We start from the raw sequence: 25,817 nt of genomic DNA, 5'->3' as shown, positions 1-25,817 counted from the left end.
TATTAATACAGCACAGATTGTACCCTGTTGGGCCAGGCTAAGATTGGCTTTTGATTAAAGAACCTTGATGAGGGTGATGATAACCGCAATACGTATGCTCCTTTTAGGCAACGTCCTCGAAGTTTTCTTTCGCGGGAGAGGGTTGGGGGAGGGAAATGAGTTTAATTTAAAGCTTTTAGTGCTTATTAAAAACTGAGATAAATAAGCATAGTGTATGAAGACCTATGATAAATAACTCTAATAATCAGAACACGATGTAGTCAGGGAGTTATAAATATAACCTTTAAAACTACCTGATATAGAAAACCCCTGTTGTTTGCTTTTATTTTCCTAACTTTTATACTACTATTAGTAGCAAATTTAGTGTTACTTTTTTTTTGGGGGGGGGTATGCAATCACAAAAACTATCTATTTCATTGCCAAAACAGCAATGTGAATTTATTGAACATTACTTAGTAGACCATCAAATTAAAAATCGATCTGAAGTAATTAAAGAAGCACTATATTTACTACAACAAAGAGAATTAGAGCGCTGTTATAGGGAAGCAAATCAAGAAATTAATCATGATTTTGAAAATACAAATTTAGATGGAATTGAAGATAATGAAGCGTGGTGAGATATATTTCGCTAATTTAGATCCTGCTATCGGGGAGGAAACTCAAAAAAAGAGACCTGTTTTAATTGTTAGTAATAATGCCAACAATAATGTAGCAGCCACAGTCACAATAGTTCCAATTACTTCAAATGTTAAAAAGGTATATCCCTTCGAAGTGTTATTGAAGAGAAAAGACACTGGTCTTAATAAAGACTCTAAAGCTCAATGTCATCAAATCAGAACTATATCTAAATTGAGGATTTCTAAATCTATCCCAGTAGGTGTTGTTATGAATGATGTTATGTTGAAAATAAATGATGCATTACAACTGCACTTAGACATACCTTAAAATATAAAAGGTATTGTGATGGTTATTTCAAACTATTTGCTAAAAAGCCCTCGGGAAGATTCATCAAGAAAACTAGCTGGAAGAAGGGAGTTTATGGTTTAATAGACGATTATTTTGAATAAATTGAATTGTAAATAGACCCTAGTATCGAAGGATCATTGCTACAACGAAAACGTTGATGGAGAAAGATAATGGGCTTATTAATTGATGGAAATTGGCATGATAAATGGTATGACACTTCCAAAACAGGAGGTGCGTTTAAGCGAGAGCCTACGCAATTTCGGAATGTCATTAAAAGTGATGCGAATGCCCAGTTTCCTGCTGAAAAAGGACGCTATCATTTATATGTTTCTCTAGCATGCCCATGGGCCCATCGTACTCTAATCTTTAGAAAGCTCAAAAAACTAGAACATCACATTGATATCTCTATTGTGCATCCACATATGCTGGAAAATGGATGGGAATTTAAAGTAGGAATGGGTGCTACTGGAGACAACCTCTATGGCTTAAATTATTTATATGAAATTTATACCAAAGCCGATAATCAATACACTGGGAGGGTTACCGTTCCAATTTTATGGGATAAGAAGGAAAAAACAATCGTTAATAATGAATCTGCTGAAATTATCCGCCTGTTTAATCATGCCTTTAATCATTTAACGGGAGATAAACAAGATTTTTATCCAGAGCCTTTGCGTGCCGAAATTGATGCTATCAATGATAAAATTTACAACACGGTGAATAATGGTGTTTATAAATGTGGTTTTGCAACAACGCAAGAAGCCTATGAAAGCGCATATAGTGACTTGTTCACGACACTTGATGAGTTAGAGCTTCATCTGAGTAATCATGAGTATCTAGTGGGTAATATATTAACCGAGGCAGATTGGCGTTTGTTTACGACGCTTATTCGGTTTGATGCTGTTTACTATGGTCATTTCAAGACGAACCAGCAAAGAATTGCTGATTATCAAGCTCTACAATCCTATCTAAAAAAACTCTATCACCATCCTGGTGTGCGTGACACAGTGAATTTTTTACACATCAAACAACATTACTATTTTAGTCATAAAAATATTAATCCAACGCAGATTGTTCCTGTTGGACCAAGATTGATTTTTGATTAAAGAACCTTGATGAGAATGACGATAGCTGCAGTATGTATGCTCCTTTCATGCGGGGTGGCTATGTCCTTTTTCTTCAAAAGAACTATCTCCATTAATCATCACCTCCGTGACAAATTAACAGCAACGAGTCTCGATGAATCATTTGTTTCATTGATTAACCGCTATGGGGATGAGCCGGCTCAAAATCGAGAGCTGCAACCCGAACCTGGTTTTTTATTGGGGGTTTTATTGGCGCAGCAGAAAATTGCTTTTGTGAAAGCATTCTTGCAAAACGAAATGATTAACGGACGTCATCAATTTATTACGCTTGCGGTTTATCAAAAAATTCTTGCGAGCGAGGACAGAGAACTAATTGCTTTATGCAATAGCTTGCTTAAAGAATGTCCCAGTGAAAAGCACAAGGCTTTAGTACTGTATCCCATTGTGACTGAGACATTAAATCGTGCATTGCATAAAGAAGTTAATTTGCATCAAAAAGTAATGAAAGCTTGGGAGCATCTTAATCTTGAAGAGTTACTGGTTTTAAATATTTTCTTGCAATTTAAGCCTAATGAAAAAGATATTGCTCACTATTTTAAAGGAGGCATGTTTGCAGTGCAGGATGGTGGTGAGTTAAAACAATTCTTTCAAAAAAACTTAAAGGCTCGAGACCGCTCGCATGAATGTAGTCATCTCTCCATTACTCCTGCACATTCAACACAGGGTAAACTCATACCGGAATTTCTTTTTGGTGATCGTAACATTATTTTCGAGGGAAGCAGGCAAACTTATAACCGCGATAAAAAGGACAGCGATTCCTATTCTTGGTTCCAAACAGAATATGCTTCAGTGTTTGGTGAGTCGATGTGGGAAAAGGTAAAAAATTACATTGTTCATAAAATCTGTTTTGTAATCTATTGGCTAATAAATAGGAATATTGGTCCTTATGGAACCTCAGACTACAAGGAAAAAAATATTCGCATTTTTAGCGGTTTACCCAGCAGGATTTATGCGGCAGCTATGGATGAAGGTACGTTAAATCGCAATTCTAAAGATGAACTGCTGCTTTAATGTAAGCAAAGAGTATATTGGGAATTCGCTAAAAAGTCTGCGGAAGATTCATCAAGAAACTAGCCGGAGGAAGGGGGTTTATGGTTTAATAGACTCATTATTGAGATAAATTGAATGGGCTACTATGACCTTTGTTGTTACAGAAAACTGCATCAAATGTAAATATACGGATTGTGTAGAAGTTTGTCCTGTGGATTGCTTTTATGAAGGTCCTAACTTTTTAGTCATCCACCCTGACGAATGTATTGATTGTGCCTTATGTGAGCCAGAGTGCCCAGTGCAAGCCATTGTTTCTGAGGATGATCTTTCTGACGAGCAAAAGCAATTTCAAGCGCTTAATGCTGAGTTAGCAAAAACTTGGCCGAATATTACCGCGAAGAAAGATGCTCCAGATGATGCAAAGTCTTGGGAAGGCGTCGAAGATAAACTACAATATCTTGAAAAAGAGTGGAAGGAATAAACACGCTTGCTGATGATGCTATTGCTCATTGTCAGCGCGTGCTAGGGGAAAATGGACGACTCGCTACAGCTATTCCAGGTTTTATAGCACGTGCGCCACAAATTACTTTATCAACGGCAATTGCAAAAGCGATTGCTGAAAAAACTATCCTGGTTGCAGAAGCAGGAACAGGAACTGGTAAAACTTTCGCCTATCTTATCCCTTGCCTGTTGAGCAATAAAAAAACACTGATTTCGACAGCAACGAAAACCCTGCAAGATCAACTTTTTCAAAAAGATTTACCTATGCTAATTCGTGCACTTGGCCTTTCAGTACGGATGCAAAATCTAAAAGGAAGAGCCAATTATCTTTGCCGTTATCGTATCGACTTACATGCTGAAGAAGGTCGCTTCATGAATCCCCAATCAGTGCATGAGCTTCTCCACATACGCGAAAAACTGCCTCAGCTTAAAGAGGGTGAGCGTTCTGAATTACCAGAGATTCATGAAGATTCTACCGTTTGGCCCTTTGTAACCTCAACCACTGAAAATTGTCTTGGTAGTGAATGTGAACATTATGAGACTTGTTTTTTAGTGAAAGCCAGAAAGCGAGCTTTGGAAGCTGATATTGTAGTCATTAATCATCATTTATTTTTTGCTGACTCACGTCTGAAGGAGGATGGTTTTGGTGAGTTATTACCTGATATGGATGCCGTAGTGTTTGATGAGGCACATCAACTTGCTGAAATTGCTGCCAACTTTAATGGTGAGCGAATTGGCACACGCCAAATTAGGGATTTAATTGATGATTTATTACGGGAGTGGCCCATTCTTGATTTGGCAAATCAGCCGTTGAAAGAATTAAGCTTACGCGCTGATAGGATTTCTGATCAATTATTTTTAGCGCTCCCTGCTTATGAGGAACGCATTGCTTGGGATGCATTAGTACGGAATAAAGCGTTCAATAGTGCATGGGAAGAGTTGTTAGAGTTGGTTGATGCTTTACTGATATGTTTAAAAGAGGCCGATATTGAAAGAAACGCTGGTCTCACGCGTTGCTTAAAGCGACTAGAGGAATTAAAAAAACGCTTATTAAGCTTTACAAACACTGATAAAATTCAAATTCGCTGGTTAGAGCGTTTTAAGCATAGCTTGGTTTTCCAAGCGACTCCTTTTGAGATCGCGGATGCGTTTAGTGCACTACTTGCAAGACAGCAATGCGCTTATATATTTACCTCAGCAACGTTGACGATGGCCTCGTCATTTGATTGTTTTCTTAAGCCTCTTGGCATATCTAATGCCCAAACGTTGGCCCTGGCAAGTCCTTTCAATTTTCAAGAGCAAGCATTACTTTATTTGCCACGCAATTTACCTGATCCTAAAGATGCTCGTTATTATGATGCGTTATTGGAAAAAGCATTGCCGATAATAAATGCTTGTGGTGGACGTTGCTTTTTCTTATTCACAAGCCATAAAGCATTAAAACTAGTTGCTCAACGGCTTACCAATAATTTAAACTACCCCCTTTTAATTCAAGGGGAAGAAGCCAAGCCAATTTTATTAGCACGGTTTCGCCAATTAGGTAACGCTGTACTCTTGGGGACAGCAACTTTTTGGGAGGGTGTTGATGTTAAAGGTGATGCTTTATCCTGTGTAATTATCGATAAGCTACCGTTTGCAAATCCTGTAGACCCTGTAGTACGTGGGAAAATGGCCTATCTTAAATCTCGTGGTTTATCAGGCTTTGATGAATTATCTCTACCCAATGCCGTATTGGCTTTAAAACAAGGTGTAGGGCGATTAATTCGTGATGTCAGTGATCGTGGGGTATTGATGATTGCCGATCCTCGTTTGACAAGCAGAGAGTATGGTCGTCTTATTTTTGCCAGTTTGCCATCTTTACGGAAAACTCGCGAAGAACGAACGGTACTAAATTTTATTAATGAATTGGCTTTAAAAAATGAACCTGTTGGCTATTGATACTTCAACAGAATGTGCTTCCGTCGCGTTAAGTATAAACGGTGAACTAAGCAGCACAGAACAAGGCGCACAACGCCAGCATGCACGAGTGCTGCTGCCTATGATTGAGCAATTATTAGCAGAGGCTAATGTTAAACTGCATCAGCTTGATGCCTTGGTTTATGGTCGAGGGCCAGGTAGTTTTACAGGCCTTCGTATTGCCTGTAGCATTGCCAAAGGCTTGGCATATTCTCATAATCTACCTTTGTATCCTGTGAGTAGCCTTGCGGCAATCGCCGAGGAAGTATTTTCTCAACAAGATACTACCGCGGAAAATACGGAAGTATTAACCCTGATTGATGCGCGTATGAATCAAGTGTATTGGTCTTGCTATGCTAAAAACCAACGACAAGCAGAAGAGTTTGTCACAGATGTTTCGATGCTAAAGCTACCATCGGATTCGTCATTAATAATAGCAGGCGTTGGTTTTGAACCCTATTTAGAACAATTACCCAATGCAATTCAAGAGCGGGTTATTAAAAAAGCAACGGTCTATCCCCACGCGCAAACCATGATTCGCCTGGCTTTAAGTGGTACTATAAAAGCTATCAGTGCGGCGGAGGCATTGCCTGTATACGTACGTAATCAAATAACGCAAGGAGAATCACGTGGATAAGCGATTACTTGACATTCTGGTTTGTCCGCTATGTAAAGGTAAATTAATTCTTAAAGAAAATGAGTTGATTTGTAGTTTTGATCGCCTAGCCTATCCGATTCGCGATGGTATACCTGTGATGTTAGAACAGGAGGCACGTTTGATTCCTCTAGAGGAAAAAGAGCAATTATGAATCACGACTTTCATGTAATTATTCCAGCACGTTATCAATCCGCACGTTTGCCTGGTAAATTAATGATGGAGATTGATGGTCTAACTGTTATTGAACGAGTTTATCAGCAAGCTCTCAAAGCCCGGCCTAAATCAGTTACGATAGCAACGGATAATTTAATCATTGCAGAACATGCCGAAAGTTTTGGCGCGTTAGTAAAAATGACGGCAATAACTCATCAAACGGGAACGGATAGAATTGCAGAAGTGGTATCGAAGGGGGAGTTTAACTCTCAAGATATTATTGTAAATGTGCAAGGTGATGAGCCGTTTATTGCACCACAGTTAATTTCTCAAGTTGCAAAAAGTTTATATGATTCGCAGCAAATACCTATGGCGACATTGTGTTGGCCTTTGGATGATTTTCAACAGCTACATAATCCTAATATTGTCAAGGTAGTACGGGATTGCTGGCAGAACGCTCTTTATTTTTCCAGGAGTGCAATTCCTAACAATCGCGACAAACCTGAAAGTATTAAACAAGTCTTTCGTCATATTGGTTTATATGCCTATCGCGCGGATTTCTTGCTGGATTTTGTGAAATGGCCAGTATGTGAGCTTGAAGCCAGTGAAGCTTTAGAACAGCTTCGAGTGCTATGGGCTGGTTATAAAATTAAAGTGGAAGAAGCTTGTGTAAAGCCTTTGCAGGATATTAATACCCAGGAGGATTTAGTATCAGCGCGTAATTTAGTTTCTCAGTGAGATTGCAAAAAGATTTTAGTTGGATGTAATAACGGTCAGAATTATTTTCTGACATTACCCCATAGCTTGAGGGTAAGATCCCAACAACGTCATCATAATTGAACTGCTGGCTAATTCTCTTAAGGCTGTTTGAATATGGGGTTCAGACTGATGGCCTTCAAAATCAATAAAAAAGAGATAACTCCAGTTTCTATGACGATAGGGACGTGATTCTATCGATGTCATATTGATTTTATATTTTTCGAAAGGGGCAAGTAACTGCATCAAGCTGCCTGGTTCATGAGGAGTAGAGATAACAAGTGATGTTTTGTCATAACCACTGGGAGCGGGGAGTTGTTTACCTAAAATTATAAATCTCGTGGTATTGTTTGGAAAATCTTCGATGTGTTGATGAGATTTATGAAGTTTATAAATTTCGACAGCTTTATCGCCGCAAATGGCTGCAGATTTAGGATCCTGTAAAGCAAGTTGTGCCGCTAAGCCATTGCTGGCTACTTCTTTTAATGAGACATTGGGGTAATGTACAGCGAGCCAATGTTGACATTGTGCAAGTGTCTGTTGATGGGCGTAAATAACGTTTAAAGGCTCTTGGGGGGCAACTCGTGCTAAATGGTGGCGGATGCGTAGCGAAATTTCACCACAAATTTGTACCTCACTATTTATAAGATTATCAAGCGTGATATTGACTACTCCTTCCGTACTATTCTCAATAGGCACCACGCCGTAATGGACGTTGCCACTTTCAACTTGCTTAAATACTTCCTTGATGGACAGTTCAGGAACCATATCGACACTTTCACCAAAATGCTTTTCAACTGCTTGTTGTGAAAAAGTACCTTCAGGACCAAGATAGGCAATTGATAGAGGCTGCTGTAGAGCAAGACATGCTGTCATAATATCGCGAAAAATGCGTGCTACCTCACTGTCAGGCAAGAGGCTGTCATTATTAGCGGTAATAGAACGCAAAATCTGTGCTTCCCGTTCGGGACGATAATAGACAGGAGATTGATGTTGCTGTTTTATCTTGGCAACCTCTGCCGCTAAAACCGCTCGCTTGCGCAGCAAATCAAAAAATTGCTTATCAATCTCATCAATTTGTGTGCGGATATTCGCAAGCTTGTCATTATCATTCATGACATGCTCCCTATCAGTTAGTTTTTATCGATTCTTCTTTTACGCAAATACAATAGCAAGGCCGGAAAAATCATCAATAAAATACCACTTGCAAAAACGACGCGAAAGTGGCCCGCTCCTCCCATCTCCATGCTACTCTCAGGTGGAATAAATCCAACAAACAATGTAATCAAACAACCGGCTAAACCTAAAATACAGGTCAGGTAATAGCCAAATTTCCCACCAGGAATAACAAAAGTACGAGGTAGCTGTGCGAATTTCCTTTTAGAGTGCCAAGCTGCTAAAAACATCAGAACATACATCATAATATACAACTCTGTGCTCAAGTCAGTAAATAGCCAATAAATGGCATTTACACTGGGAAATAATAGGAAACCGCTACAAAGTAAAGTTACTAAGATAGCCTGCAGAATTAGAATCCGCGATGCAATACCATGATGGTTCAAACGATAAAGCCAATGAGGCAAGAAACCATTGTCTGCAGCGAGCAGTAAGCCTTTGGCTGGCGAGATAATCCAATTGACCATACTTCCCAGGCTACCCAGTAATAAGAGAATAACAATCAAAGGCATTAACCCTGTTAAATGGTAAGCTTGAAAAAAATTAGTGAATGCTTGCATCACACCATCTACTAAACTAATTTTTTCTTGAGGTAGCACAAAAGCGATGGCAAGGGAGCCAAAAATCATTGTTGTTAAAATTAGCAAAACTGAAAAAAACATGGCCTTGGGAAAATTGCGTTGTGGGTCACGAACGTTGCGAACATGAACTGCAGCAAGTTCCATCCCAAGAAAAGAGGTCATAATAGCTGTTAATGAGACCCACGATTGGCTGTCTTTCCAATGGGGAAATAAACTGTGGAAACTTAAATCAATGGCTAATGGATTCCCCTTAATAAGCCAAATTATTGCTAGCGAAATTATAAATCCCATGGGTAAAATCATGCCAATGACAGCACAAAAACTAGCAAAAGCTGCAGAAGCTCGCAGACCTGCAAGCCCTAAAAAAGTCAGGGACCAAAAAACAACCAGAATAACGGAGATTAAATAATATTTATTTTGGGCTAAAGCAGGATTGACTAAATAGGCTAAGGTTCCAGCAATGAATGATAAAATTGTTGGATACCAAACCATGGTATTAATCCACTGTAGCCAGATTGTCAAAAATGCTACGCTATCACCAAAGGCGTGTTTCACCCAACTATACACTCCCCCTTCTTCCTCTGACCAGGTTGAGGAAAGCTCCGCTGAAACCAATGCAACCGGAATAAGAAAAACGATTGCCGAAAAAGCAAAAAAGAAAATTAATGAGGATCCAAAAAGTGCGGTGGCTGGTAAATTACGGATACTGTCAATGGCCCCAGTAATTAACAATACTAAAGCGAGTACAGAGATTTTTTCCGAAGACCATGCTTTCATAAACAGTTCCGATAAGATAATTGGCAAAAAGATAGACATTATAGGGAAGGATGGAATCTATGGAAAGTATTGCTCTGGTGTTTCATAAAAATTTCTTTCTAGATCAAATCCTTCTATTGAAAGTAGGCATAAAAATATTGGATCCCGCGGTCATTTGCTGCGGGAGATGGTTTTGGTTATCGCAGGTGGATTATTGCAATGATTACCAATCCTCGCTGCGAAAAAGACTGCGGGGTCTTGGTAGAATTTTAAACGGTAAACAATCAACCGGATTTTGATTGAGAATGTCGCATCATTATGAATTTATAAATGAATTTAATTTTAAACCTATCTGTTTAAAAATTTATTTTTCAACGTGCTTGTATCTTCAATAACATTTTTGTTAAATAGAAGCGCTTGATTAATTTAAGGAAAAATTATGTTTAGGTTGTTTAAAGATTCATTTAATCGTAAAAGTATTGTTAGTGGGGGTATGCAGGTAGTTAATTTAGTTGCATTTGGGGGCGCAGCTTATAATTTACTGACGAATCCTGAAGCTAGTGTAGCTGAATTTGGTTTAGACATGCTTGTTCACGGTGTAAGTTATTTTGCTTTAAGTGACACCGCTAATCTCTTAACTACCACAGGCTCTTCGTTTATTAATACTGTTAGACTAGGAGCAATTTATGCGGGGATGACAACTCTGGGTTGTTCTGAGGTGCCAGGAGCTGCACTCGCTGTTGATGCAGTACTTCACTTGTCAAATACGGTTGTTCCATTACTCAATGAACCCGCGCCAGAGCGAACAAGAGGTATGGCGCCGCAATAAATTAAAAAGCTAAATACCATGCACGGTAAGAATAATTCGCCGTGCAGGGGCTTTATTGCGATGTTCGCATAAGTAAATTCCTTGCCATTGTCCAAGGGCTAATTTGCCCTCTGTGACAGGGAGGGTAAGGCTTGAGCCCAACAAAACATTTTTAATATGCGCTGGCATATCATCCTCACCCTCAAGAGTATGGCGATAAAGACTGTTATCCTCAGGAACTGTGTTATTAAAATGAGCTTCTAAATCGAGGCGTACATCGGCACAAGTATTTTCACTAATAGCTAGCGAGGCTGATGTGTGTTGAAGAAAGAAATGAGCCAATCCTTTCTTTATCATTGGGATTGTAGCGAGGGTAGGTTTTAATTCTTCTGTAATAAGATGGAATCCTCGAGACTTCATTGCCAAAATACATTCAGTTTGCCAATAAAGAGGGGTTTGTTTATCCATGACGATACCCATCTCGGCAAGCAGGTGAGGTTTGTGTTTTTTGTTGGCAGCGTTCCCATTCTTCTGAAGTATATAAATGCAAACTTAAAGCATGTAATCCAGTTTTTAACTCATCAGCCAACAACGTATTGATAGTACGGTGGCGGTTGAGCATCGTCATCTCTTTAAATGCTTCAGCAACAATGAGAACCTTAAAATGAGTTTCTGATCCCTCTGGTACATGATGCTTATTGGACTCATTCTCAATTAAAAAATGAGAAGTTGTTAAATGGGTAGTGATTAACTTAGCGATCCGTTCTTCTCGTTTCATGGAAATTCTCTAATTTTGCATTAATAAAGTATACCTAATAAATCCAAGATCTGTTTATATTTCTAATAATTAGCAAATGTAAACGGCCTTAGTGAGTTGTCATGATAATCGTATTATCAAATTATTTATAGCAAATAATTTTTACTTAAAGAGTAATATATGAATTATTTGATTAATGATGGTTTATTAGATTACCACAATAATTTTTTCAATGAATTATCCCATAAGCTATGATATCTTCTTTAAATTTTAAGGGGAGCTGTTTACCGACTGTCTAGGACAAGCTAGCGAAATGGTAAAGACACCTCATAGTATCCTAAGGAGATGGTATGAAAGATAGAGGATTCACGCTTATAGAGTTAATGATCGTGATAGCAATTTTAGGTATTCTGATATCTGTTGCTGTGCCTGCCTATAGACAACATATAGTAAGAGCGAAAGTTATTGAGGGATTAAATTTGGCATCTCCTGCAAAAATTGCAGTGACGGAAGCCGCCATGGCTAAACATACTTTGCCTACCAGTCAAGAGGTGACCGGTTATACTAGTCCTCCTCCTACTTCTAATGTTAAGTCTATTACCATTGGTGATAAAGGTGTAATCACAATTACTTATACCCCTGAAGCAGGTGATGGCACGCTTTTGCTAACGCCAACCATGAGGACAAATGGCGAGCTGACCTGGACCTGCACTGGAGGTACATTGGAAGAGAAATATCGTCCTTCAGGTTGTCGATAAAAGGATTCAAATCTCGCGGTTTTGACCGTGAAGCTCATAAGTGATATTTGAATTACGGATAAAACAAGTAAGCATGCCCGTATCAAACTGTGTTTCATACGGGCTATATTTTATAGCTTCTGTGCTACCAGTTCATTCTTAAGACGTACATAAATAGGTAAGCCATTTTGATAGGGCGGGTAAGCTTCACCTTGAATCAAGGGCTCTAAATAGCGGCGGCAATGATCAGTGATACCCATACCATCTTCACTGATAAAGTTATCAGGCATAGTTTTTTCTTGATTGGCCACATCAGCCAAAGCAACATGTCCAATTGACCAGCGATAGGGAGAGTCTTGCTCACGCTTGATGATAGGCATAATTGCATTATGACCGCTTAAAGCCAATTCAACCGCTGCTTTACCTAAAGCATAAGCTTGTTCAAGATCTACTTGAGAAGCAATGTGTCTTGCTGCACGTTGTAGATAGTCAGCAACAGCCCAATGATATTTATACCCCAATGCGCTTTTAACTAATTGTGCAATAACAGGTGCTACACCACCTAATTGAGCATGGCCAAAGGCATCTCTTAGGCCTGCGTCACTTAAAAACTGCCCAGTCTCATTGCGAATACCTTCGGAAACCACGATTACGCAATAGCCGTATTTTTTAACACATTCATCTACCTTATTGAGGAAATTTTGCTGTTTAAAAGGAATTTCCGGGAATAAAATAATATGGGGTGGCTCTTCTTTGTTGCGTCCGGCTAAACCACTAGCAGCTGCTATCCATCCCGCATGACGTCCCATGACTTCGAGAATAAAAACTTTAGTTGAAGATGCTGCCATCGAGGCAACATCAAACCCTGCTTCTAAAGTAGATATCGCTACATATTTGGCAACAGAACCAAAACCTGGACAAGCATCGGTGAAAGGTAAATCGTTATCAACTGTTTTGGGTATACCAATGCAGGTGATTGGATAACCCATTTCACTGCCTAATTTTGATATCTTATAAGCGGTATCTTGAGAGTCGCCGCCACCATTATAAAAGAAATAACCAATCTTATGTGCTTTAAATACTTCGATTAATCGTTCGTATTCTGGACCGCTATCTTTTAATTTGTAGCGGCATGAGCCAAAAGCGCCTGAGGGGGTATGCAAAAGTTTGGCAATATCTTCATCAGTTTCTAAAGAAGTATCAATTAATAATTCATTCAAGGCACCGATAATGCCATTCTGTGCTGCGTAGACTTTTCCAATTTTTTCGGGGTGCAGCCTTGCTGTTTGAATGACCCCACAAGCCGAGGCATTAATAACTGCAGTAACACCACCAGATTGTGCATAGATTGCATTTTTAATGGACATATTTTCTCCGTGATATAAATTCAGTCAGAAGAACTGGTTTGATATAAATTGTCAAATTCATCGATGACCTCGTCAATACTTTGAATCATTTCGGCAAAAGTATCTTTGAGATCATCGACTTGTTTAGCGGTTTTTGCTTGTTTTTCCAGACGAGTAACTTGTGTTTGCAAGTGAGGAACACCACAAAAACAACAAGCCCCATGTAATTTGTGAGCAGCGCTTTCTAATCCCTTAATATTTTTATCATGTAACAATTGAATAAATTCTTCGCGATTTTTTCGTAATTCCTGTATAAAGCGGCTTAAGAATTCCTCAGCAAGAGCCTGATTTCCTGATACTTTTTGCACACACATTTGCCAGTCTATGGCCGCTGATTTAGCTTTTTTAACGATACGAAGCAAATAAGTCAGCAACTGTTTTTCATCAATCGGTTTTTGTAAGCAAAAATCAACACCGGCTTTTTTGAGTTTGTCTTTACTTAAATTACTACTATCAGCGCTAATGACAATAATAGGAGTTTGCTTGTTTAGCATGGATTCATGGCGAATGAGGTGTGCAGCATCAAGACCATTAAGTTTGGGCATTTGCAAATCAAGTAAAATGGCATGATAACGTTTGCTGTGGCAAATTTTGACAGCTTCTTCACCATTATCGACTGTCTCAATATTAGAGTTTTCTTGTAATAGGGAGGTTAATAACATTCGGTTCACAGGATTGTCCTCAGCAATGAGGATATCCGGATGAGAGAGGCGCAGTTGAGCCCGCAAGTTATCCAATTCATGATTGGTTGTTAAGGCTTGTGAGGCTTCATTCAATACCGACTCAATAATTTCATGCATTTTTTGAATACTAATGGGCTTAAATAAGAAGGCTTTAGCCCCTAGTGCTTGAGGATTATGAATTACCCATTTAGAAACCAGTACGCAAGGGATGGTTTTTTTGCGTAAAACCTGAGCAACTTGCTTTTCGCAACCTTCATTAACATTGATAAAAGCTAGTGAACAATCGCTATGCTCTTTGAAGGCTTTTTCTAGTTGGTTAAATGCCGAAATCTGTACACATTCAATGCCCCAAAAGCCTAACCCATTGCACATGGCTTCCAGATATAAGGGATTGTCATCAAAGCAAAGTACTTTGAGGTTATCAAAACGATGACTTTGTTCTTTCTCAACTTCATAAGCGGCCAGTTTTTCAAGTTTCATACGCACAGAAAATGTTGAGCCTTTATTGATTTCACTGACGAAAGAAATTCGCCCTTGCATTTGCTCTGTAAGTTTTTTACAAATAACCAAGCCTAATCCTGATCCCCCAAATCGACGCGTTATTGTCGTATCTGCCTGATTAAAGGCATTGAATAGTTTCGGCTGATCTTCAGGAGAAATACCAATGCCAGTATCGGTGATTGATAAACACAAGGTGTAATCTTTTTCAGACTCTTGTTCAATTGCCGTTCGAATCAAAACGTAACCGTGGTCAGTGAACTTAATTGCATTACTTACCAGGTTGGTAATAATTTGCTTAATGCGAATTGGATCGCCAAGTACTTTTCTTGGGACATTCACTTCAGTGGCAGGGATTAGATCAAGCCCTTTTTTATGGGCATTTGGAGCAGCCAAGGCTAAAACTTCATCAATGCAAGCGCGGATATCCAAAGGAATGCAATCTAAGTGCAGTTTCCCTGCATCCATTTTAGAATAGTCGAGAATGTCATTGATGATTGTTAGTAAGTCTTGTGCAGACGATTTGATGGTCTTGACGTAATCTAATTGCAAGCTATCTAATTTAGATTCTAATAAAACGTTGGTAAAACCGATGACTCCATTCATGGGGTTGCGGATTTCGTGACTCATGTTGGCAATGAACTCTGATTTTTGCCTGCTTTTTTCTTCGTATTTCTTTTTTTCTAAAGATAATTCTATGTTTTTTTCTTCCAATAACTCTAAGCTTTGCTGTAAATCTGCAGTGGCTACTTCAATATGATGGTTTAAATCTCGCAAAGTATTTAAATACTCTTTTTGTAGATGGGCGCAACCTTTCTCAATGAGACCCAACTCACCAGTGCTTGTTGTACTAATATGTGTTTCAAATTCATTACTAAGAATCTGTTTCATGCTGCGGCGTAATCGTGAAATAGGGAGATAAATGCGTCTGGATAAAAAGAAATGGATGGTTAAACTAATCAATAAACCAAAAAGAGTGATAAAAATTGTCACGATATACATTTGATAGCGTTTAATAAGCATTGATTGCGTATCAATATCAAGTGAGAGCCAGCCTAAAATATCGTCTGCTTGTAAAGTAGGGTTAGAAGATTTTTTAAAGGGGCTCGAATAGAGGTTAAATTTAGGAATAGTGATTGGTGCTATAAAATTAATGGTATAAGGTTCGATTTGCTTACTTTCAATATAATCACCTGTAAATTCAGGGGGCCTAAAGGGTTTGTGAATGGAGTGTTTTCCTCCTCGATAGGCTAATAGCTCTCCTTGCGCATTGTAGAAAGCCAGGGCTTTTACTTCCGGATTAATAGTGGATGCATTAATCAAACCTTGTAAAGTTCTGCTATCGTTTCGCATCATGGCAAATTGTGCTGCAGGTAAGAGCTGGCGAATATAGGCTTCACCAAGCCTGGACATGTGTTGATTTAAATCTTTATTAAATTGGCCGTTATAAAATACAGCAAACAAGAGAGCAACCAAAAAAACTGGAATAAGAGTGGTGATTCGAAGCTGATATTTGATGCCAAGTCTTTTCATAAATGGCACCCGCTACAAGTTATTTTAAACATTGTTGCCACGGTGGTTCCCTATGAGACGTTTTAATTTTTAGTTGGTTTTGTCATTCATCATGATTGACGGACACAGGGTTTGTTATTTCTTACAAACAAGTTACCCACATTAAAACGCATTTGCTTAAGCTTAGCAAATTTCGAAGCGTCTCCACTATTTTGGGTCACTACTCTTGATTTTTCATGCTTGAAATCAAGTCTTGTCGACTCAAGCTGGTGAAGCCCCGCAGGGAAAAGCATATAAAAAGAGCCTTATGGTTTATTTTGCGTTGCTTGTAAAGTGGGCTATTATAGCTCGATTATTCAGCCGCTTACAACGGAGCTTTTAATGGTTGTTAGAACTCGTTTTGCCCCCAGCCCAACTGGATTTTTGCATGTTGGTGGGGTTCGTACTGCTTTGTTTTCCTGGTTATACGCGAAACATCATAAAGGCCAATTTATATTGCGTATTGAAGATACTGATCAAGAGCGCTCAACCGAGGAATCAGTACAAGCTATTCTTGATGGGATGGAATGGTTAGGTTTGGATTATGACGAAGGTCCTTTTTACCAGACCAAGCGCTATGACCGTTACCAGGAAATAGCTCAAAAATTATTAGAGGAAGGTAAGGCTTATCGATGTGAATGTAGTAAAGAACGCTTAGAAGAATTACGTGAAGCCCAATTGGCAGCAAAAGAAAAGCCTCGCTATGATGGTCATTGTCGCGATAAAAATTTGCCAGCGAGTAATGCCCCTCATGTAATACGGTTTAAAAACCCCAAAACTGGTGTAGTCTCGTTTACTGATCAGGTTTATGGTGACATTCATATTGATAACAGTGAGCTGGATGATTTGATATTGGTGCGCTCGGATGGCCATCCCACTTATAATTTTGCCGTAGTGATCGATGATTGGGATATGCAAATTACGCATGTGATACGCGGTGATGATCATATCAATAATACACCTAGACAAATTAATTTATTTACAGCTCTTAATGCGCCAGTTCCTATATTTGCCCATTTACCCATGATTCTTGGGGATGATGGCAAACGTCTTTCCAAACGTCATGGTGCGGTTAGTGTATTGCAATTTAAAGAATTGGGATTTTTGCCCCATGCCTTACTTAATTATCTAGTGCGGTTGGGTTGGTCTTATGGGGACCAGGAAATTTTTAATGTGGCTGAAATGATTAAGCATTTTGATTTGAAGAATGTTAGTCGAGGCGTTTCAAGTTTCAATTATGAAAAACTCAATTGGTTAAACCAGCATTATCAAAAAAGCGACTCCCCACAAGAAGTTGCCAAGGCATTGCAATGGCATTTTGCTCAACGAAATATCGATCTTGATCAAGGACCGGGTTTAGCAGATTTGGTTACAATGCAAGCGGAGCGTTGTAAAACATTGGTAGAAATTTGCGAGAAAAGTCTTTATTTTTATCAAGATGAAATTGAGTATGACGAAGATGCAGTAAAAAAACACTTAAGGCCTGTTGTCTTGGCACCACTGGAAGCGCTTTTTCAGCGTCTTAGTCAATTAGAGAACTGGGAAAAAGATAGTTTGCAAGAATGCATTAATGATGTCAGTGCAGAATTTGATCTTAATATGGGTAAAATAGCACAGCCGTTGCGAGTTGCTGTAACAGGTAGTAGCATGTCCCCAGCAATCGATATAACACTTGCTTTATTAGGCAGAAAACGGACATTGACACGCTTACAGCAGGGCTTAGAGCGTATTCGTGAACGTACAGCAAATGCGGCTCAATAGCTTATCTGCACGTTTAGAATGTCATAAAGGGAAGGTTTCTTCCCTTTAATATCTGATGACTCATATGAAACGCATAGAATCGTTATCGCTCTCTTCATAATCGGATGGCTCATCAGATTGCATCACTGCTTTGATTTGTTCTGATTGGCATTTAGAGAATAAAGGATGTTGGATGGCACGCATTCTAAGCTCGTTGGCTAATTCAGGATGAATTAAGCTTAATTCCTTAAGTTGCTTATCGATATCAGTTGCAATTGCAACAGCCAAATTTTCATCGTGTGGTTCGAAACTTGTATGTTGTATTAGTTCATCGAGTGCAGTTTCAAAAGCCACCCTATTTACAAAGGCTGCTTCCTCTAAAAATTTTGCATTATAAAAATTGGTATTGTTGTCAAAAACGATATCTTTTAAATTCGCATGGCACAAATTAGCGTCTCGCAACACGGCATTTTGAAGATGGGCGCCTTTAAGATTGGCACCTGTTAAAACGGTACCATGGAGATCGCTATTTTCAAGATTACAATGCGCTAAGTTGGCGTTCTTTAGGCTACATTCTACTAATTTTATTTCTTTCAAATCTCTATTTTCTACATTGACATTATCCAGAAAAAGTTTGCTGGGCGGAAAAAATCGGCTCGGAAGAGCATTGAGCAGAATGTCGACGATATTGGAACGAACGATTGATTCAGGTTGACCACTTTCTAGTTCTGAAAGTAACTGTACTGTGCTAGATAGACTGTTTATAGAATCATTATTTAACATGGATTCCATTTCATGAATAGCTTTTTGTAAGCGAGTGGATGAGATTAAAGTGATATCATCAGTTGTTAGTGCAAATAATATTACCTCTAGGGAGCTGGCTGTATTAGCTTGATATTTTTCTTTATAAGAATTTGCACAAAGTCTCTGCAGGATAAACGAGGAATAATTTTCATAGGAGAGATCCTGTAATATTTTTAATCTATTTTCTGGTGTGAGAATGCTCTTCTGCAAATAATCTGCCCCATATAATTTTTCGAAATACTTAAATAGTCGGAAAGCATCATCGGCATTTAAACCACCAACGATATCCGAATGGACTAGGGCATTGGGAATCCGCGGTCCTGTTGAATTAGTATATAAACGGGAAAAGTATTTTGCTTTACGCTCTATTTCAGTTGCCAAGTCGGTGGTTTTTGTTAACTTCTGTTTTGTTGACAAGCCAGATTTAAATTTGACTAAGTCAATGTGTTTTAACCAGAAATCATTAAATCTGTCGGCTGGAAAAGAGGTTTTTAGCCAGGGATCTATGATAATGGTATCTTTACCCCAAGTAGAGGGATCATTGGGATTTGAGTTTTTAGGTCTGTTGAGCACAACAAAAACATGGTCGTATTTCTGAAATCCTATACATTCGACTGAGCCAGTATACCCTAATTCTTTAGCAATAATCGCTGTAAAAAATGCTAACTCGCCACAGTTTCCTGAGGAAACCTCGGCGGAAATCATCGCATCAATATGATCCTGTGTTCTAGGGTTAAAAGATGACATGTTGTAATAATTTTCTGTAAATAATTCGTTGTTCCTTTTTTTATTCAATTGTTGTTTAGAGATCTCATGGCTGGTTTGCAACAAAATTGCATCTAAATTGCGCTTTCTAGAGTTATTTGCAAAAAATGTGGGGGAAATTGTAATTTTATCCGAATATAAGTTCTTGGTTATTGGCTTAATATTGGTAGAGTCTAGACGAAAAGCTTTAGCTGTTTTGTCAAGACATTTAGAAGAAATCTCTAGTGCTTCATCGCGAGAAGATTTGCTTGGCATTCGAATGTGTCTCTTATAACCATAATGTTTAAGTTTAGACCATTATAACTGTCGGTAGGAATTTTGACCAGATTATGGCTAATTGCTTTTATTTTGAAACACAAGAAAATCAGATTTAGCCCTTTTAAAGAGCTAAATCGATACTTAAATACTTGGAGTCTCAGTGTCTGCTGTTGTTTCTTCTATCGGCTCTTTAAATTCACTTTGAATTTTTTCTACCCTTCGCTGAGTCTCAGTTTTATTGAAGAAGAGGCAGTTTCCTGTCTTTCTATAGTTAACCGCTACGGCTGCGGCATACCCGATTCCAAAACCTAAGATAAATAAGGAAAGGTTTGCGATAATCATTTTAATACCATAAAAGCGGCGATCACTGAATGCTTCATCATGTTGATGCAGAGTTTTTAAAAATTGCTTTTGAAATGTACCATTGTGCTTGCTTGCTGAAGCAATCATACCTTTTAGCTCTAATGCTAATTCGTTTGCTAGTTGGCCTCTTTGCCGACCTGCTTCAAAATTTGATTTTGATAAAATATTGCCATAATCACTAAGTTGATTAATGTATTCTAGAACTTTTTCCTTTTTAGACTGTGTCCAGAAAGGAACCAAGCGCTCGGGTAATTGGGCGTCTATATAATCTTGGCTATCATCAAGTATTTGCTGAGTGAGGCCTTTAGTGGATTTTAACTTGGCTCTGGTAAATATACTTTGCGTTAATATAGATGGGGGGGCTAATTGAAACTTGGTAAAATCGAGACCTGTTAAATCTAAGTCAGTAAAATTTAATAATATTGCTTGACACCCAGGCGACGCCTCTTTCAGTAAGGTAACAAAATCATCGAAATGATGAATGACTAACTCTTCTAATACAGGAGCTACCCTATGAGTTTCAAAGGTATCCGTATCACGTTGACCCATGCCATAACGAGTATTGGGAATATATTTCAGTTGTTCACCAAAGTAGACAAAATCTCCCTCGCTTTCAGGAAATGAATTATGAGTCTCTATTTGTTCTCTTTCTAGAACTTGGGGATCAATAAATTCGGAGGTTAAAGTTTTTTCCAACTGCTGTGTCCTATTGGCCCGTACGAGAGTCAATAAAGAAGCATAAATTTCTTTGTAATTGGATGTTGGTACAGGAAAGCTTGTTGAATTTGTGTGATCTGCTCCACCATAATTTGCTAGATAATCACGGCGTATTTTGAATTTTTTAGTTTTAGCCATAGTGCTCCCAAAAAAATCAAACTTGAAAAAATATAACACATGTTGGCCATAAAACACAAATTTTAAGCAAAAATTGAGTATAACTATTTAAATTTTAATATATTTTTTATCTATTGCGGGAAGGGACTGGTTAAGACTCTCATTAAAAATTAAATTTTAAGTTTTAATATAATGTTAATTTTATTGGGATAAAATAAATGCAATTTGTTTTTATTTTGTGAAATTATGCCACTTCCTAAACCTACACTTGCAGAAATTGAAAAAGATAAAAAAAAATATCTCTCTTGCAATGCTGATATGGAGTTGATGTTATCTGACTTATTGGATTTGACACGTCATATTTATGCTAGCCTACTAAAGGTAATTAAGAAACCAGAAGATATTTCTGTCGCACGATTTAAAAAAATTCTATACATAAAGGCAACTATTTTTAATATTTTTATTAGCAAAAAACTCTTGATTGATAGTTTATTTGATGAGCTGGAAAAAGAATGCTCACTCAATATGCTGAATCTTCCAATTGACCAAGAGAGGCTTTTAAAAGATAACTTATGCCCTAAATATTATAAGAGTTTTACTGTCAAATACCCTGCGCAAGAGGATGATGAAATTGAAGAGGTCTACTATTTCCCCATTATTTCAAAAGAAATTCTTGATATTAAATATCCCCTCGAAATCTTAACTCAAGTATTAGCCAAGCAATTGCAAAAACATAATGTGAATATTGCTCCTCGTGGTAAGGCTGCTACTTTTTTTAAAACAGATGGATGGTTGGCTTTTTTTGGCATTGTTTCACCAGAGGCGGCAATTACGATATTAAAAAAAGGAATGCTTTTTATCGATCCACCTGATTTTCCAGACTCAGATTCTCGCTTACATGGGGTGTATAGTCATGTAATCCAGGAATATCTGATTTCCAAACTTTTAGAAGGTGGATATTTAGGAGATCTTACTGTTCCTGGTGAGAAAGATATTACTGAGCGTGAGTTATTCAAAGCAGATGCCTGGCTTGTAAAGAGTGGACTTTCAGAAGATGTCTATTGTTTATTTGATATTATGCGCGAGAGGAAACGAGGGAAAATGCAATTATTAGATGTTTATCCAGATGAGGTTTTTGGATTCACGAGTCCTGATTTCCTTAACCAATATCTAATGCTTAATTCTTTCCGTTTCCCTTGCTTATCGACCATTTTCTATAATCAATATGCCCAAGGGGCATTAGGGTATTTCAATTTAATTCCCGGCTTTAATCAATTAGACACAATAAACCAATTACATTATATGAATATTCATTGTACAGATACTAAGTACAAAAATGATGTCAAGGCTTTTCTTGGTAACAATCCTGATAGTTATGTTGATTATCAACAATCAAAGGATGTCATGATGCTAAAGCGTCGCCCGCAATCTTTATTTCGGTTCTCTTATACCTATGATGACAGCGAATCTTATATACGAGCGAGAAAAAAGGCTGAGTCAGGGAGGCTAGAAAAAAAATTGCACGTCGATGAAGTTTCAGTAGTCGAAGGTCCTAAAATAGAGTAGCAACTAAAGATATTGAATGAACTAATAATGGATGGTTTATTTTGTTGCGTTGTCATAAATACTTTGTTCTATCGTTATATAATGTGCATTTTCGGGATGATAACTTGCTCTAATTGTAAAATGTTTCTCGATGATTTGAATGTCTTTAATTTCGTTGAGTTTGAGATTTCTCCATTCTGGAAGTCCCCCTGACTCACTCTCACCATCATATTGAAAACAATGCAATTGCATTTTACCCCCAAGAGTTCCGTAGTGATAGGGCTCAATAAATCTCTTTTTGCCATGATAAATACATTCAATTGCATGATGTGTTTTGATGGCCTGAGAAAGCTTCGCTTTAATATTCATAAGACTTGCTCGTTGTCCCTAAATATATTGTAGTTAATTGTCGTGATTTCGAGAGTAACAAGGCTCCAACACCTATCAATATTGCTATAATTTTTCTTTAAGTCAGGTGTAATATTCTTCTCTGTGATATAAATAACTTATCGAACTAAGGTATTTTGGGATATAACGGAATGGCACAAAATTTAGATCAGGAAATTGAGGATTTTAATCAGGAAGCTTTGAAACGCGAACTGGCTGCAGTCTTGATTATAGAGCATCAATTGCATGCTATTACAGATGACATAATTGCTAAAAATCCTTCAGAGGAAGCAAAACAATTACAGAGTAAAATCCTTATAGCCACGCAAGAATCTTTAAGGGCAATGCTGAATGCAGAATCCAGAGAAATTTTCCTCATTCAACAAAAACGGTTTAATCAATTAATTACTAATTTAAAAGAGAGATTAGTATTGGATGAGGATCTTGAAAGCATTTTGGAAGACTACCGTTTTTTCAATCACCTCCTCCAGTTTCTTCGGGATGCAACAATTGCAAATACGAAAGAGTTAAATGAAAATTTACCGTCATGGTTTAAAGACCACTCTTATTATCCTCATTGGAAAGTTGAATTAGACTTTTTAGAGAAAGAGAGTAATCCACGTATTTATGATGCTCACAAGAAAATATTAATCGAAGATTTAGTTGCTAATGAGTCATATCAAGATTTAGCGAATATGATTTCTATGTCGTTGATTGAGCAGAATAATCAATTACTGGCTGATACTCGTTTATCCTATTTAAAAGAAACCAATAATCGTAAAAAACTATTGATAGATATAGCCTGGATTGGGGTTGGAGCATTACTTGTGGCAACCGCAGCTGTATTAGGACTGGCTTTCCCACCGTTAATTATTCCAGGCTTGGTTTTAGGAGCTGTAGTCCTAGGATACGGGGCTGTTGATTTCGTGAAACAAAGTACGGATCTTTATAGGGGCTCCCAAGAGTTGTCATTAGGGGAACGTAAAATTGCACCTGATACCCTCGCCGAAATTGAAGCATTAGAAAATACTCTTCATGATCCTGCAAAGAGCAATTTTATTGCGCGACAGTTGTTGGAGAAAAAGCATTGGTCTCGCGAAGCGAATTTAATTAAAGGAGCTGGTTATACAGCTTCTATTGCAGGTTTTGTGCTAGCGATTACTGCATTGGCATTAATAATCCCTGGGGTAGGGGTACCTATTGCTGCTGTTATTGTAGTTACTGCACTATCCTTAGCTGTGGCTGTATTTGCAGCGAGCCTTTTAGCTGTGCGCGTCTTTCGTGAACAGCAGCATCAGCAAAATTTGAATACTCACATTGATGAAAAGATTGCTGACGATGAAAAAATAATGACGGAAGTTGAAAGGGTATACAATGAGATTCCTACTAAATCCAGTATTCCCGTTCTTGTAATGCAGCATGAAAAAACAGCTACTCTTGGTATGTTTCGTAAACAGAAACCCCCGCACACAGAAGAAAACAACGAGAAAGTTGGCGATGTTGAATTAGAAGATACTAACCCACCACCCATGCAAAAACCAATACCAAAACCTACTGTAAATGTGGATGAAGTGAAGAAAGCACCAGTGGAGGAAAAAAAGCCTAAAGTGGCTAATAAACAATTTGCGAGCGAAGAAGATGAGGAGGATGGGAATAAGGTTGTTGAAGAAGATGAGGACGAAGATAGGGTGACGGGAGAAGATACCCCAGGATCTCCCTAAGATTGATAGTACTGTTATTTACAAGCAAAATGTTGGTCTAACCAATCAAAAATTACTCGCTGGAATTGTCCATTAGCATCGGCTTCACAATGCATGCCTGCACCTCTGTTATCGGAAAAAGCAATGTAAGTTTTTTCGCATAGCAAGGCCTCATAAAGTGTATTGCCGCGGTTAGAGATTTTATCACTGGGATTATCACAAACTAAAGTGGGGCAGGTAATTTCGCTAACGCGATCAATAAAGGTATACCGAGTCATTTCCTTTATATAATCAAAAGGAGTAGTCACTCCATGAGTGTTCATACGCGATTTAAAATAAAATTCTTTCATTTTATTTTTTAAAAATAAGTCATAAAAAAACGAATTGACCGCAGTTGCATCTTCTTGTTGGAATAAAGCCAGGATAGGAGGGGGCAATAATTTATTGACTGAGCCGGCTATATCCATTTGACCAGGATCACAAATTAAGCCATCCAAACGTGATTCTCCACAAGCACCTCTTGGGGCTAAATAACCACCAAAGCTTCTACCAATTAGTACATATTTATTATTCGATAGCTCAGGAACTTGCTCCACCCAATCCAATACTTGTGTAAGTACATGTTCAAAATCAGGGCGCATGTAAAGTTTTTGTCTTCGTAAAACCTGTCCTTGGCCTGGGGCATCAAAGATTAAAATATTGTAATTATGTCCTAAAGCTGCAGGCACAAGAGTGTAACTTTCTTCTACAGTACTGTCATAACCACCCGGGAGTAATAAGGTCGCTTTAGCTTTCTTGGGAGAATAAAACAAATACCCTCCTAGCACATGATTATCATAAGGAATGGCAACCTTTTTGACATCAGGATGTAAGGCCTGTAAGGCTCTTTCAAAACAAAATCGTACTTGATCAAAGCAAGGTAAGATGCGGGGATCGTCGACATTCGCTCTTAAAAAAAATTCACTGGTACGGTAGTACTCAGTTGCTCGAAGGTAAGTTAAACCTGCTGTTTGCAAATTCCCCATCTGCCAACTGTTTTCCGCAAGGCTCGTAAGATACATGGCTAATTCATACCAAGCATCATACCAACTATTAAAATTTTGATCTTCAATTTTGGCAAGTGTAACGTAACATTCACCTATATCTGCGCACTGTACATAACTTTTACCAAGCGTCCTTAGAAATTGTCCAAAAAACTCCTCCGAAAAAACGGGGTTTTTCTGATAAACATCATAATAATTGCCTGTCATGAAGTTATTCTAGATGGGGATTGGGGGTTAAGTTCATGTTAAATAAAGATAGACTGAATGTATACCATTTGTAATCTCATTTTATTCTTACTG

The 25,817-nt window shown here is 38.1% G+C and carries 24 protein-coding genes; 14 read left to right on the top strand and 10 right to left on the bottom strand.

What is annotated here, in order from left to right:
- The first annotated feature begins 389 nt into the window (after positions 1-389).
- From Lbru_RS10840 to kdsB, 9 genes are all read left to right on the top strand, one after another.
- Positions 390-617 carry a ribbon-helix-helix domain-containing protein gene (locus Lbru_RS10840; protein ID WP_058442145.1) on the top strand — a complete coding sequence of 76 codons (228 nt, stop codon included), beginning with the start codon at positions 390-392 and terminating at the stop codon, positions 615-617.
- Positions 604-945, top strand: coding sequence for a type II toxin-antitoxin system PemK/MazF family toxin (locus Lbru_RS10835; RefSeq protein WP_058442144.1), 342 nt, complete (start codon positions 604-606; stop codon positions 943-945). The genes Lbru_RS10840 and Lbru_RS10835 overlap by 14 nt, the downstream gene beginning before the upstream one ends.
- A 191-nt stretch (positions 946-1,136) precedes the next feature.
- Positions 1,137-2,072 carry a glutathione S-transferase family protein gene (locus Lbru_RS10830; protein ID WP_058442143.1) on the top strand — a complete coding sequence of 312 codons (936 nt, stop codon included), beginning with the start codon at positions 1,137-1,139 and terminating at the stop codon, positions 2,070-2,072.
- A gap of 9 nt (positions 2,073-2,081) precedes the next feature.
- The gene (locus Lbru_RS10825) at positions 2,082-3,122 is read left to right on the top strand and encodes a hypothetical protein (protein ID WP_131793479.1); all 1,041 of its coding nucleotides are present in this window, start codon (positions 2,082-2,084) and stop codon (positions 3,120-3,122) included.
- A 124-nt stretch (positions 3,123-3,246) separates the two neighbouring features.
- On the top strand, positions 3,247-3,582 hold the full coding sequence (gene fdxA, locus Lbru_RS10820) for a ferredoxin FdxA (protein ID WP_058442141.1): 336 nt from the start codon (positions 3,247-3,249) through the stop codon (positions 3,580-3,582).
- Positions 3,570-5,540, top strand: a complete 1,971-nt coding sequence (locus Lbru_RS10815) for a DNA repair helicase YoaA (protein WP_058442140.1) — start codon at positions 3,570-3,572, stop codon at positions 5,538-5,540. Before fdxA ends, Lbru_RS10815 begins: the two co-directional genes overlap by 13 nt.
- Complete coding sequence (gene tsaB / locus Lbru_RS10810; protein WP_058442139.1) at positions 5,521-6,195, top strand: tRNA (adenosine(37)-N6)-threonylcarbamoyltransferase complex dimerization subunit type 1 TsaB; 675 nt, start codon at positions 5,521-5,523, stop codon at positions 6,193-6,195. Before Lbru_RS10815 ends, tsaB begins: the two co-directional genes overlap by 20 nt.
- Entirely contained in the window at positions 6,188-6,367 is a 180-nt protein-coding gene (locus tag Lbru_RS10805; RefSeq protein ID WP_058442138.1) for a Trm112 family protein, read from the top strand. The genes tsaB and Lbru_RS10805 overlap by 8 nt, the downstream gene beginning before the upstream one ends.
- Positions 6,364-7,107: a 3-deoxy-manno-octulosonate cytidylyltransferase gene (kdsB, locus tag Lbru_RS10800; protein ID WP_058442137.1), complete on the top strand. Its 744-nt coding sequence runs from the start codon at positions 6,364-6,366 to the stop codon at positions 7,105-7,107. Before Lbru_RS10805 ends, kdsB begins: the two co-directional genes overlap by 4 nt.
- 54 nt (positions 7,108-7,161) lie before the next feature.
- On the opposite strand, the gene pheA is transcribed toward kdsB, so the two are convergent.
- Together pheA and Lbru_RS10790 are read right to left on the bottom strand one after the other, a co-directional pair.
- Positions 7,162-8,241 carry a prephenate dehydratase gene (pheA, locus tag Lbru_RS10795; protein ID WP_058442136.1) on the bottom strand — a complete coding sequence of 360 codons (1,080 nt, stop codon included), beginning with the start codon at positions 8,239-8,241 and terminating at the stop codon, positions 7,162-7,164.
- Positions 8,242-8,258: 17 nt separating this feature from the next.
- Complete coding sequence (locus Lbru_RS10790) at positions 8,259-9,659, bottom strand: APC family permease (RefSeq protein WP_058442135.1); 1,401 nt, start codon at positions 9,657-9,659, stop codon at positions 8,259-8,261.
- Positions 9,660-10,077: 418 nt separating this feature from the next.
- Here Lbru_RS10790 and Lbru_RS10780 point away from each other — a divergent pair, with 418 nt between their 5' ends.
- Positions 10,078-10,467 (top strand): hypothetical protein, encoded by a 390-nt coding sequence (locus Lbru_RS10780; RefSeq protein WP_058442133.1) that lies wholly within the window; start codon positions 10,078-10,080, stop codon positions 10,465-10,467.
- A 9-nt stretch (positions 10,468-10,476) separates the two neighbouring features.
- Here the strand turns inward: Lbru_RS10780 and Lbru_RS10775 are convergent, their stop codons facing one another.
- Positions 10,477-10,914 carry a secondary thiamine-phosphate synthase enzyme YjbQ gene (locus Lbru_RS10775; protein ID WP_058442132.1) on the bottom strand — a complete coding sequence of 146 codons (438 nt, stop codon included), beginning with the start codon at positions 10,912-10,914 and terminating at the stop codon, positions 10,477-10,479.
- A complete protein-coding gene (locus tag Lbru_RS10770; protein ID WP_065235457.1) occupies positions 10,907-11,224 on the bottom strand; it encodes a BolA family protein in 318 nt (105 codons plus the stop codon). The genes Lbru_RS10775 and Lbru_RS10770 overlap by 8 nt, the downstream gene beginning before the upstream one ends.
- Positions 11,225-11,553: 329 nt before the next feature.
- On the opposite strand from Lbru_RS10770, the gene Lbru_RS10765 reads away from it, so the two are divergent.
- A complete protein-coding gene (locus Lbru_RS10765; protein ID WP_058442131.1) occupies positions 11,554-11,961 on the top strand; it encodes a pilin in 408 nt (135 codons plus the stop codon).
- Between the two features lie 110 nt (positions 11,962-12,071).
- Here the strand turns inward: Lbru_RS10765 and Lbru_RS10760 are convergent, their stop codons facing one another.
- Complete coding sequence (locus tag Lbru_RS10760; protein ID WP_058442130.1) at positions 12,072-13,307, bottom strand: 6-phosphofructokinase; 1,236 nt, start codon at positions 13,305-13,307, stop codon at positions 12,072-12,074.
- Between the two features lie 20 nt (positions 13,308-13,327).
- Positions 13,328-16,060: a two-component system sensor histidine kinase LetS gene (gene letS, locus Lbru_RS10755; protein ID WP_058442129.1), complete on the bottom strand. Its 2,733-nt coding sequence runs from the start codon at positions 16,058-16,060 to the stop codon at positions 13,328-13,330.
- Between the two features lie 360 nt (positions 16,061-16,420).
- Here letS and gltX point away from each other — a divergent pair, with 360 nt between their 5' ends.
- Positions 16,421-17,839, top strand: coding sequence for a glutamate--tRNA ligase (gene gltX / locus Lbru_RS10745; RefSeq protein ID WP_058442127.1), 1,419 nt, complete (start codon positions 16,421-16,423; stop codon positions 17,837-17,839).
- A gap of 60 nt (positions 17,840-17,899) precedes the next feature.
- Here the strand turns inward: gltX and Lbru_RS10740 are convergent, their stop codons facing one another.
- Together Lbru_RS10740 and Lbru_RS10735 are read right to left on the bottom strand one after the other, a co-directional pair.
- Positions 17,900-19,642: a pentapeptide repeat-containing protein gene (locus Lbru_RS10740; RefSeq protein WP_058442126.1), complete on the bottom strand. Its 1,743-nt coding sequence runs from the start codon at positions 19,640-19,642 to the stop codon at positions 17,900-17,902.
- Positions 19,643-19,786: 144 nt separating this feature from the next.
- A complete protein-coding gene (locus tag Lbru_RS10735) occupies positions 19,787-20,863 on the bottom strand; it encodes a hypothetical protein (RefSeq protein WP_058442125.1) in 1,077 nt (358 codons plus the stop codon).
- A 225-nt stretch (positions 20,864-21,088) separates the two neighbouring features.
- Here Lbru_RS10735 and Lbru_RS10730 point away from each other — a divergent pair, with 225 nt between their 5' ends.
- Complete coding sequence (locus Lbru_RS10730; protein WP_058442124.1) at positions 21,089-22,408, top strand: hypothetical protein; 1,320 nt, start codon at positions 21,089-21,091, stop codon at positions 22,406-22,408.
- Between the two features lie 36 nt (positions 22,409-22,444).
- On the opposite strand, the gene Lbru_RS10725 is transcribed toward Lbru_RS10730, so the two are convergent.
- Positions 22,445-22,756, bottom strand: coding sequence for a WYL domain-containing protein (locus Lbru_RS10725; protein WP_058442123.1), 312 nt, complete (start codon positions 22,754-22,756; stop codon positions 22,445-22,447).
- 170 nt (positions 22,757-22,926) lie between these two features.
- Between Lbru_RS10725 and Lbru_RS10720 the strand changes: the two genes are divergently transcribed.
- On the top strand, positions 22,927-24,495 hold the full coding sequence (locus Lbru_RS10720; protein ID WP_058442122.1) for an MFS transporter: 1,569 nt from the start codon (positions 22,927-22,929) through the stop codon (positions 24,493-24,495).
- A gap of 14 nt (positions 24,496-24,509) precedes the next feature.
- On the opposite strand, the gene Lbru_RS10715 is transcribed toward Lbru_RS10720, so the two are convergent.
- Positions 24,510-25,724, bottom strand: coding sequence for an alpha/beta hydrolase family protein (locus tag Lbru_RS10715; RefSeq protein WP_058442121.1), 1,215 nt, complete (start codon positions 25,722-25,724; stop codon positions 24,510-24,512).
- Between the last annotated feature and the right edge of the window lie 93 nt (positions 25,725-25,817).

It is taken from the genome of Legionella brunensis (assembly GCF_001467025.1).
Lineage (GTDB): Bacteria > Pseudomonadota > Gammaproteobacteria > Legionellales > Legionellaceae > Tatlockia > Tatlockia brunensis.
The sequence above is the reverse complement of the archived record's forward strand: the minus strand, read 5'-3'. Positions and strand labels throughout refer to the sequence as shown.

What these genes read in the sequence shown, in the direction of transcription:
- Lbru_RS10715 (WP_058442121.1), bottom strand. Translation starts at nt 25,724, where the DNA reads ATGACAGGCAATTATTATGATGTTTATCAGAAAAACCCCGTTTTTTCG.
- Lbru_RS10775 (WP_058442132.1), bottom strand. Translation starts at nt 10,914, where the DNA reads ATGGATAAACAAACCCCTCTTTATTGGCAAACTGAATGTATTTTGGCA.
- Lbru_RS10790 (WP_058442135.1), bottom strand. Translation starts at nt 9,659, where the DNA reads ATGAAAGCATGGTCTTCGGAAAAAATCTCTGTACTCGCTTTAGTATTG.
- Lbru_RS10765 (WP_058442131.1), top strand. Translation starts at nt 11,554, where the DNA reads ATGAAAGATAGAGGATTCACGCTTATAGAGTTAATGATCGTGATAGCA.
- Lbru_RS10740 (WP_058442126.1), bottom strand. Translation starts at nt 19,642, where the DNA reads ATGCCAAGCAAATCTTCTCGCGATGAAGCACTAGAGATTTCTTCTAAA.
- Lbru_RS10720 (WP_058442122.1), top strand. Translation starts at nt 22,927, where the DNA reads ATGGCACAAAATTTAGATCAGGAAATTGAGGATTTTAATCAGGAAGCT.
- Lbru_RS10780 (WP_058442133.1), top strand. Translation starts at nt 10,078, where the DNA reads ATGTTTAGGTTGTTTAAAGATTCATTTAATCGTAAAAGTATTGTTAGT.
- Lbru_RS10770 (WP_065235457.1), bottom strand. Translation starts at nt 11,224, where the DNA reads ATGAAACGAGAAGAACGGATCGCTAAGTTAATCACTACCCATTTAACA.
- fdxA (WP_058442141.1), top strand. Translation starts at nt 3,247, where the DNA reads ATGACCTTTGTTGTTACAGAAAACTGCATCAAATGTAAATATACGGAT.
- Lbru_RS10830 (WP_058442143.1), top strand. Translation starts at nt 1,137, where the DNA reads ATGGGCTTATTAATTGATGGAAATTGGCATGATAAATGGTATGACACT.
- tsaB (WP_058442139.1), top strand. Translation starts at nt 5,521, where the DNA reads ATGAACCTGTTGGCTATTGATACTTCAACAGAATGTGCTTCCGTCGCG.
- Lbru_RS10735 (WP_058442125.1), bottom strand. Translation starts at nt 20,863, where the DNA reads ATGGCTAAAACTAAAAAATTCAAAATACGCCGTGATTATCTAGCAAAT.
- Lbru_RS10825 (WP_131793479.1), top strand. Translation starts at nt 2,082, where the DNA reads ATGAGAATGACGATAGCTGCAGTATGTATGCTCCTTTCATGCGGGGTG.
- Lbru_RS10725 (WP_058442123.1), bottom strand. Translation starts at nt 22,756, where the DNA reads ATGAATATTAAAGCGAAGCTTTCTCAGGCCATCAAAACACATCATGCA.
- letS (WP_058442129.1), bottom strand. Translation starts at nt 16,060, where the DNA reads ATGAAAAGACTTGGCATCAAATATCAGCTTCGAATCACCACTCTTATT.
- pheA (WP_058442136.1), bottom strand. Translation starts at nt 8,241, where the DNA reads ATGAATGATAATGACAAGCTTGCGAATATCCGCACACAAATTGATGAG.
- Lbru_RS10835 (WP_058442144.1), top strand. Translation starts at nt 604, where the DNA reads ATGAAGCGTGGTGAGATATATTTCGCTAATTTAGATCCTGCTATCGGG.
- Lbru_RS10760 (WP_058442130.1), bottom strand. Translation starts at nt 13,307, where the DNA reads ATGTCCATTAAAAATGCAATCTATGCACAATCTGGTGGTGTTACTGCA.
- Lbru_RS10730 (WP_058442124.1), top strand. Translation starts at nt 21,089, where the DNA reads ATGCCACTTCCTAAACCTACACTTGCAGAAATTGAAAAAGATAAAAAA.
- gltX (WP_058442127.1), top strand. Translation starts at nt 16,421, where the DNA reads ATGGTTGTTAGAACTCGTTTTGCCCCCAGCCCAACTGGATTTTTGCAT.
- Lbru_RS10840 (WP_058442145.1), top strand. Translation starts at nt 390, where the DNA reads ATGCAATCACAAAAACTATCTATTTCATTGCCAAAACAGCAATGTGAA.
- kdsB (WP_058442137.1), top strand. Translation starts at nt 6,364, where the DNA reads ATGAATCACGACTTTCATGTAATTATTCCAGCACGTTATCAATCCGCA.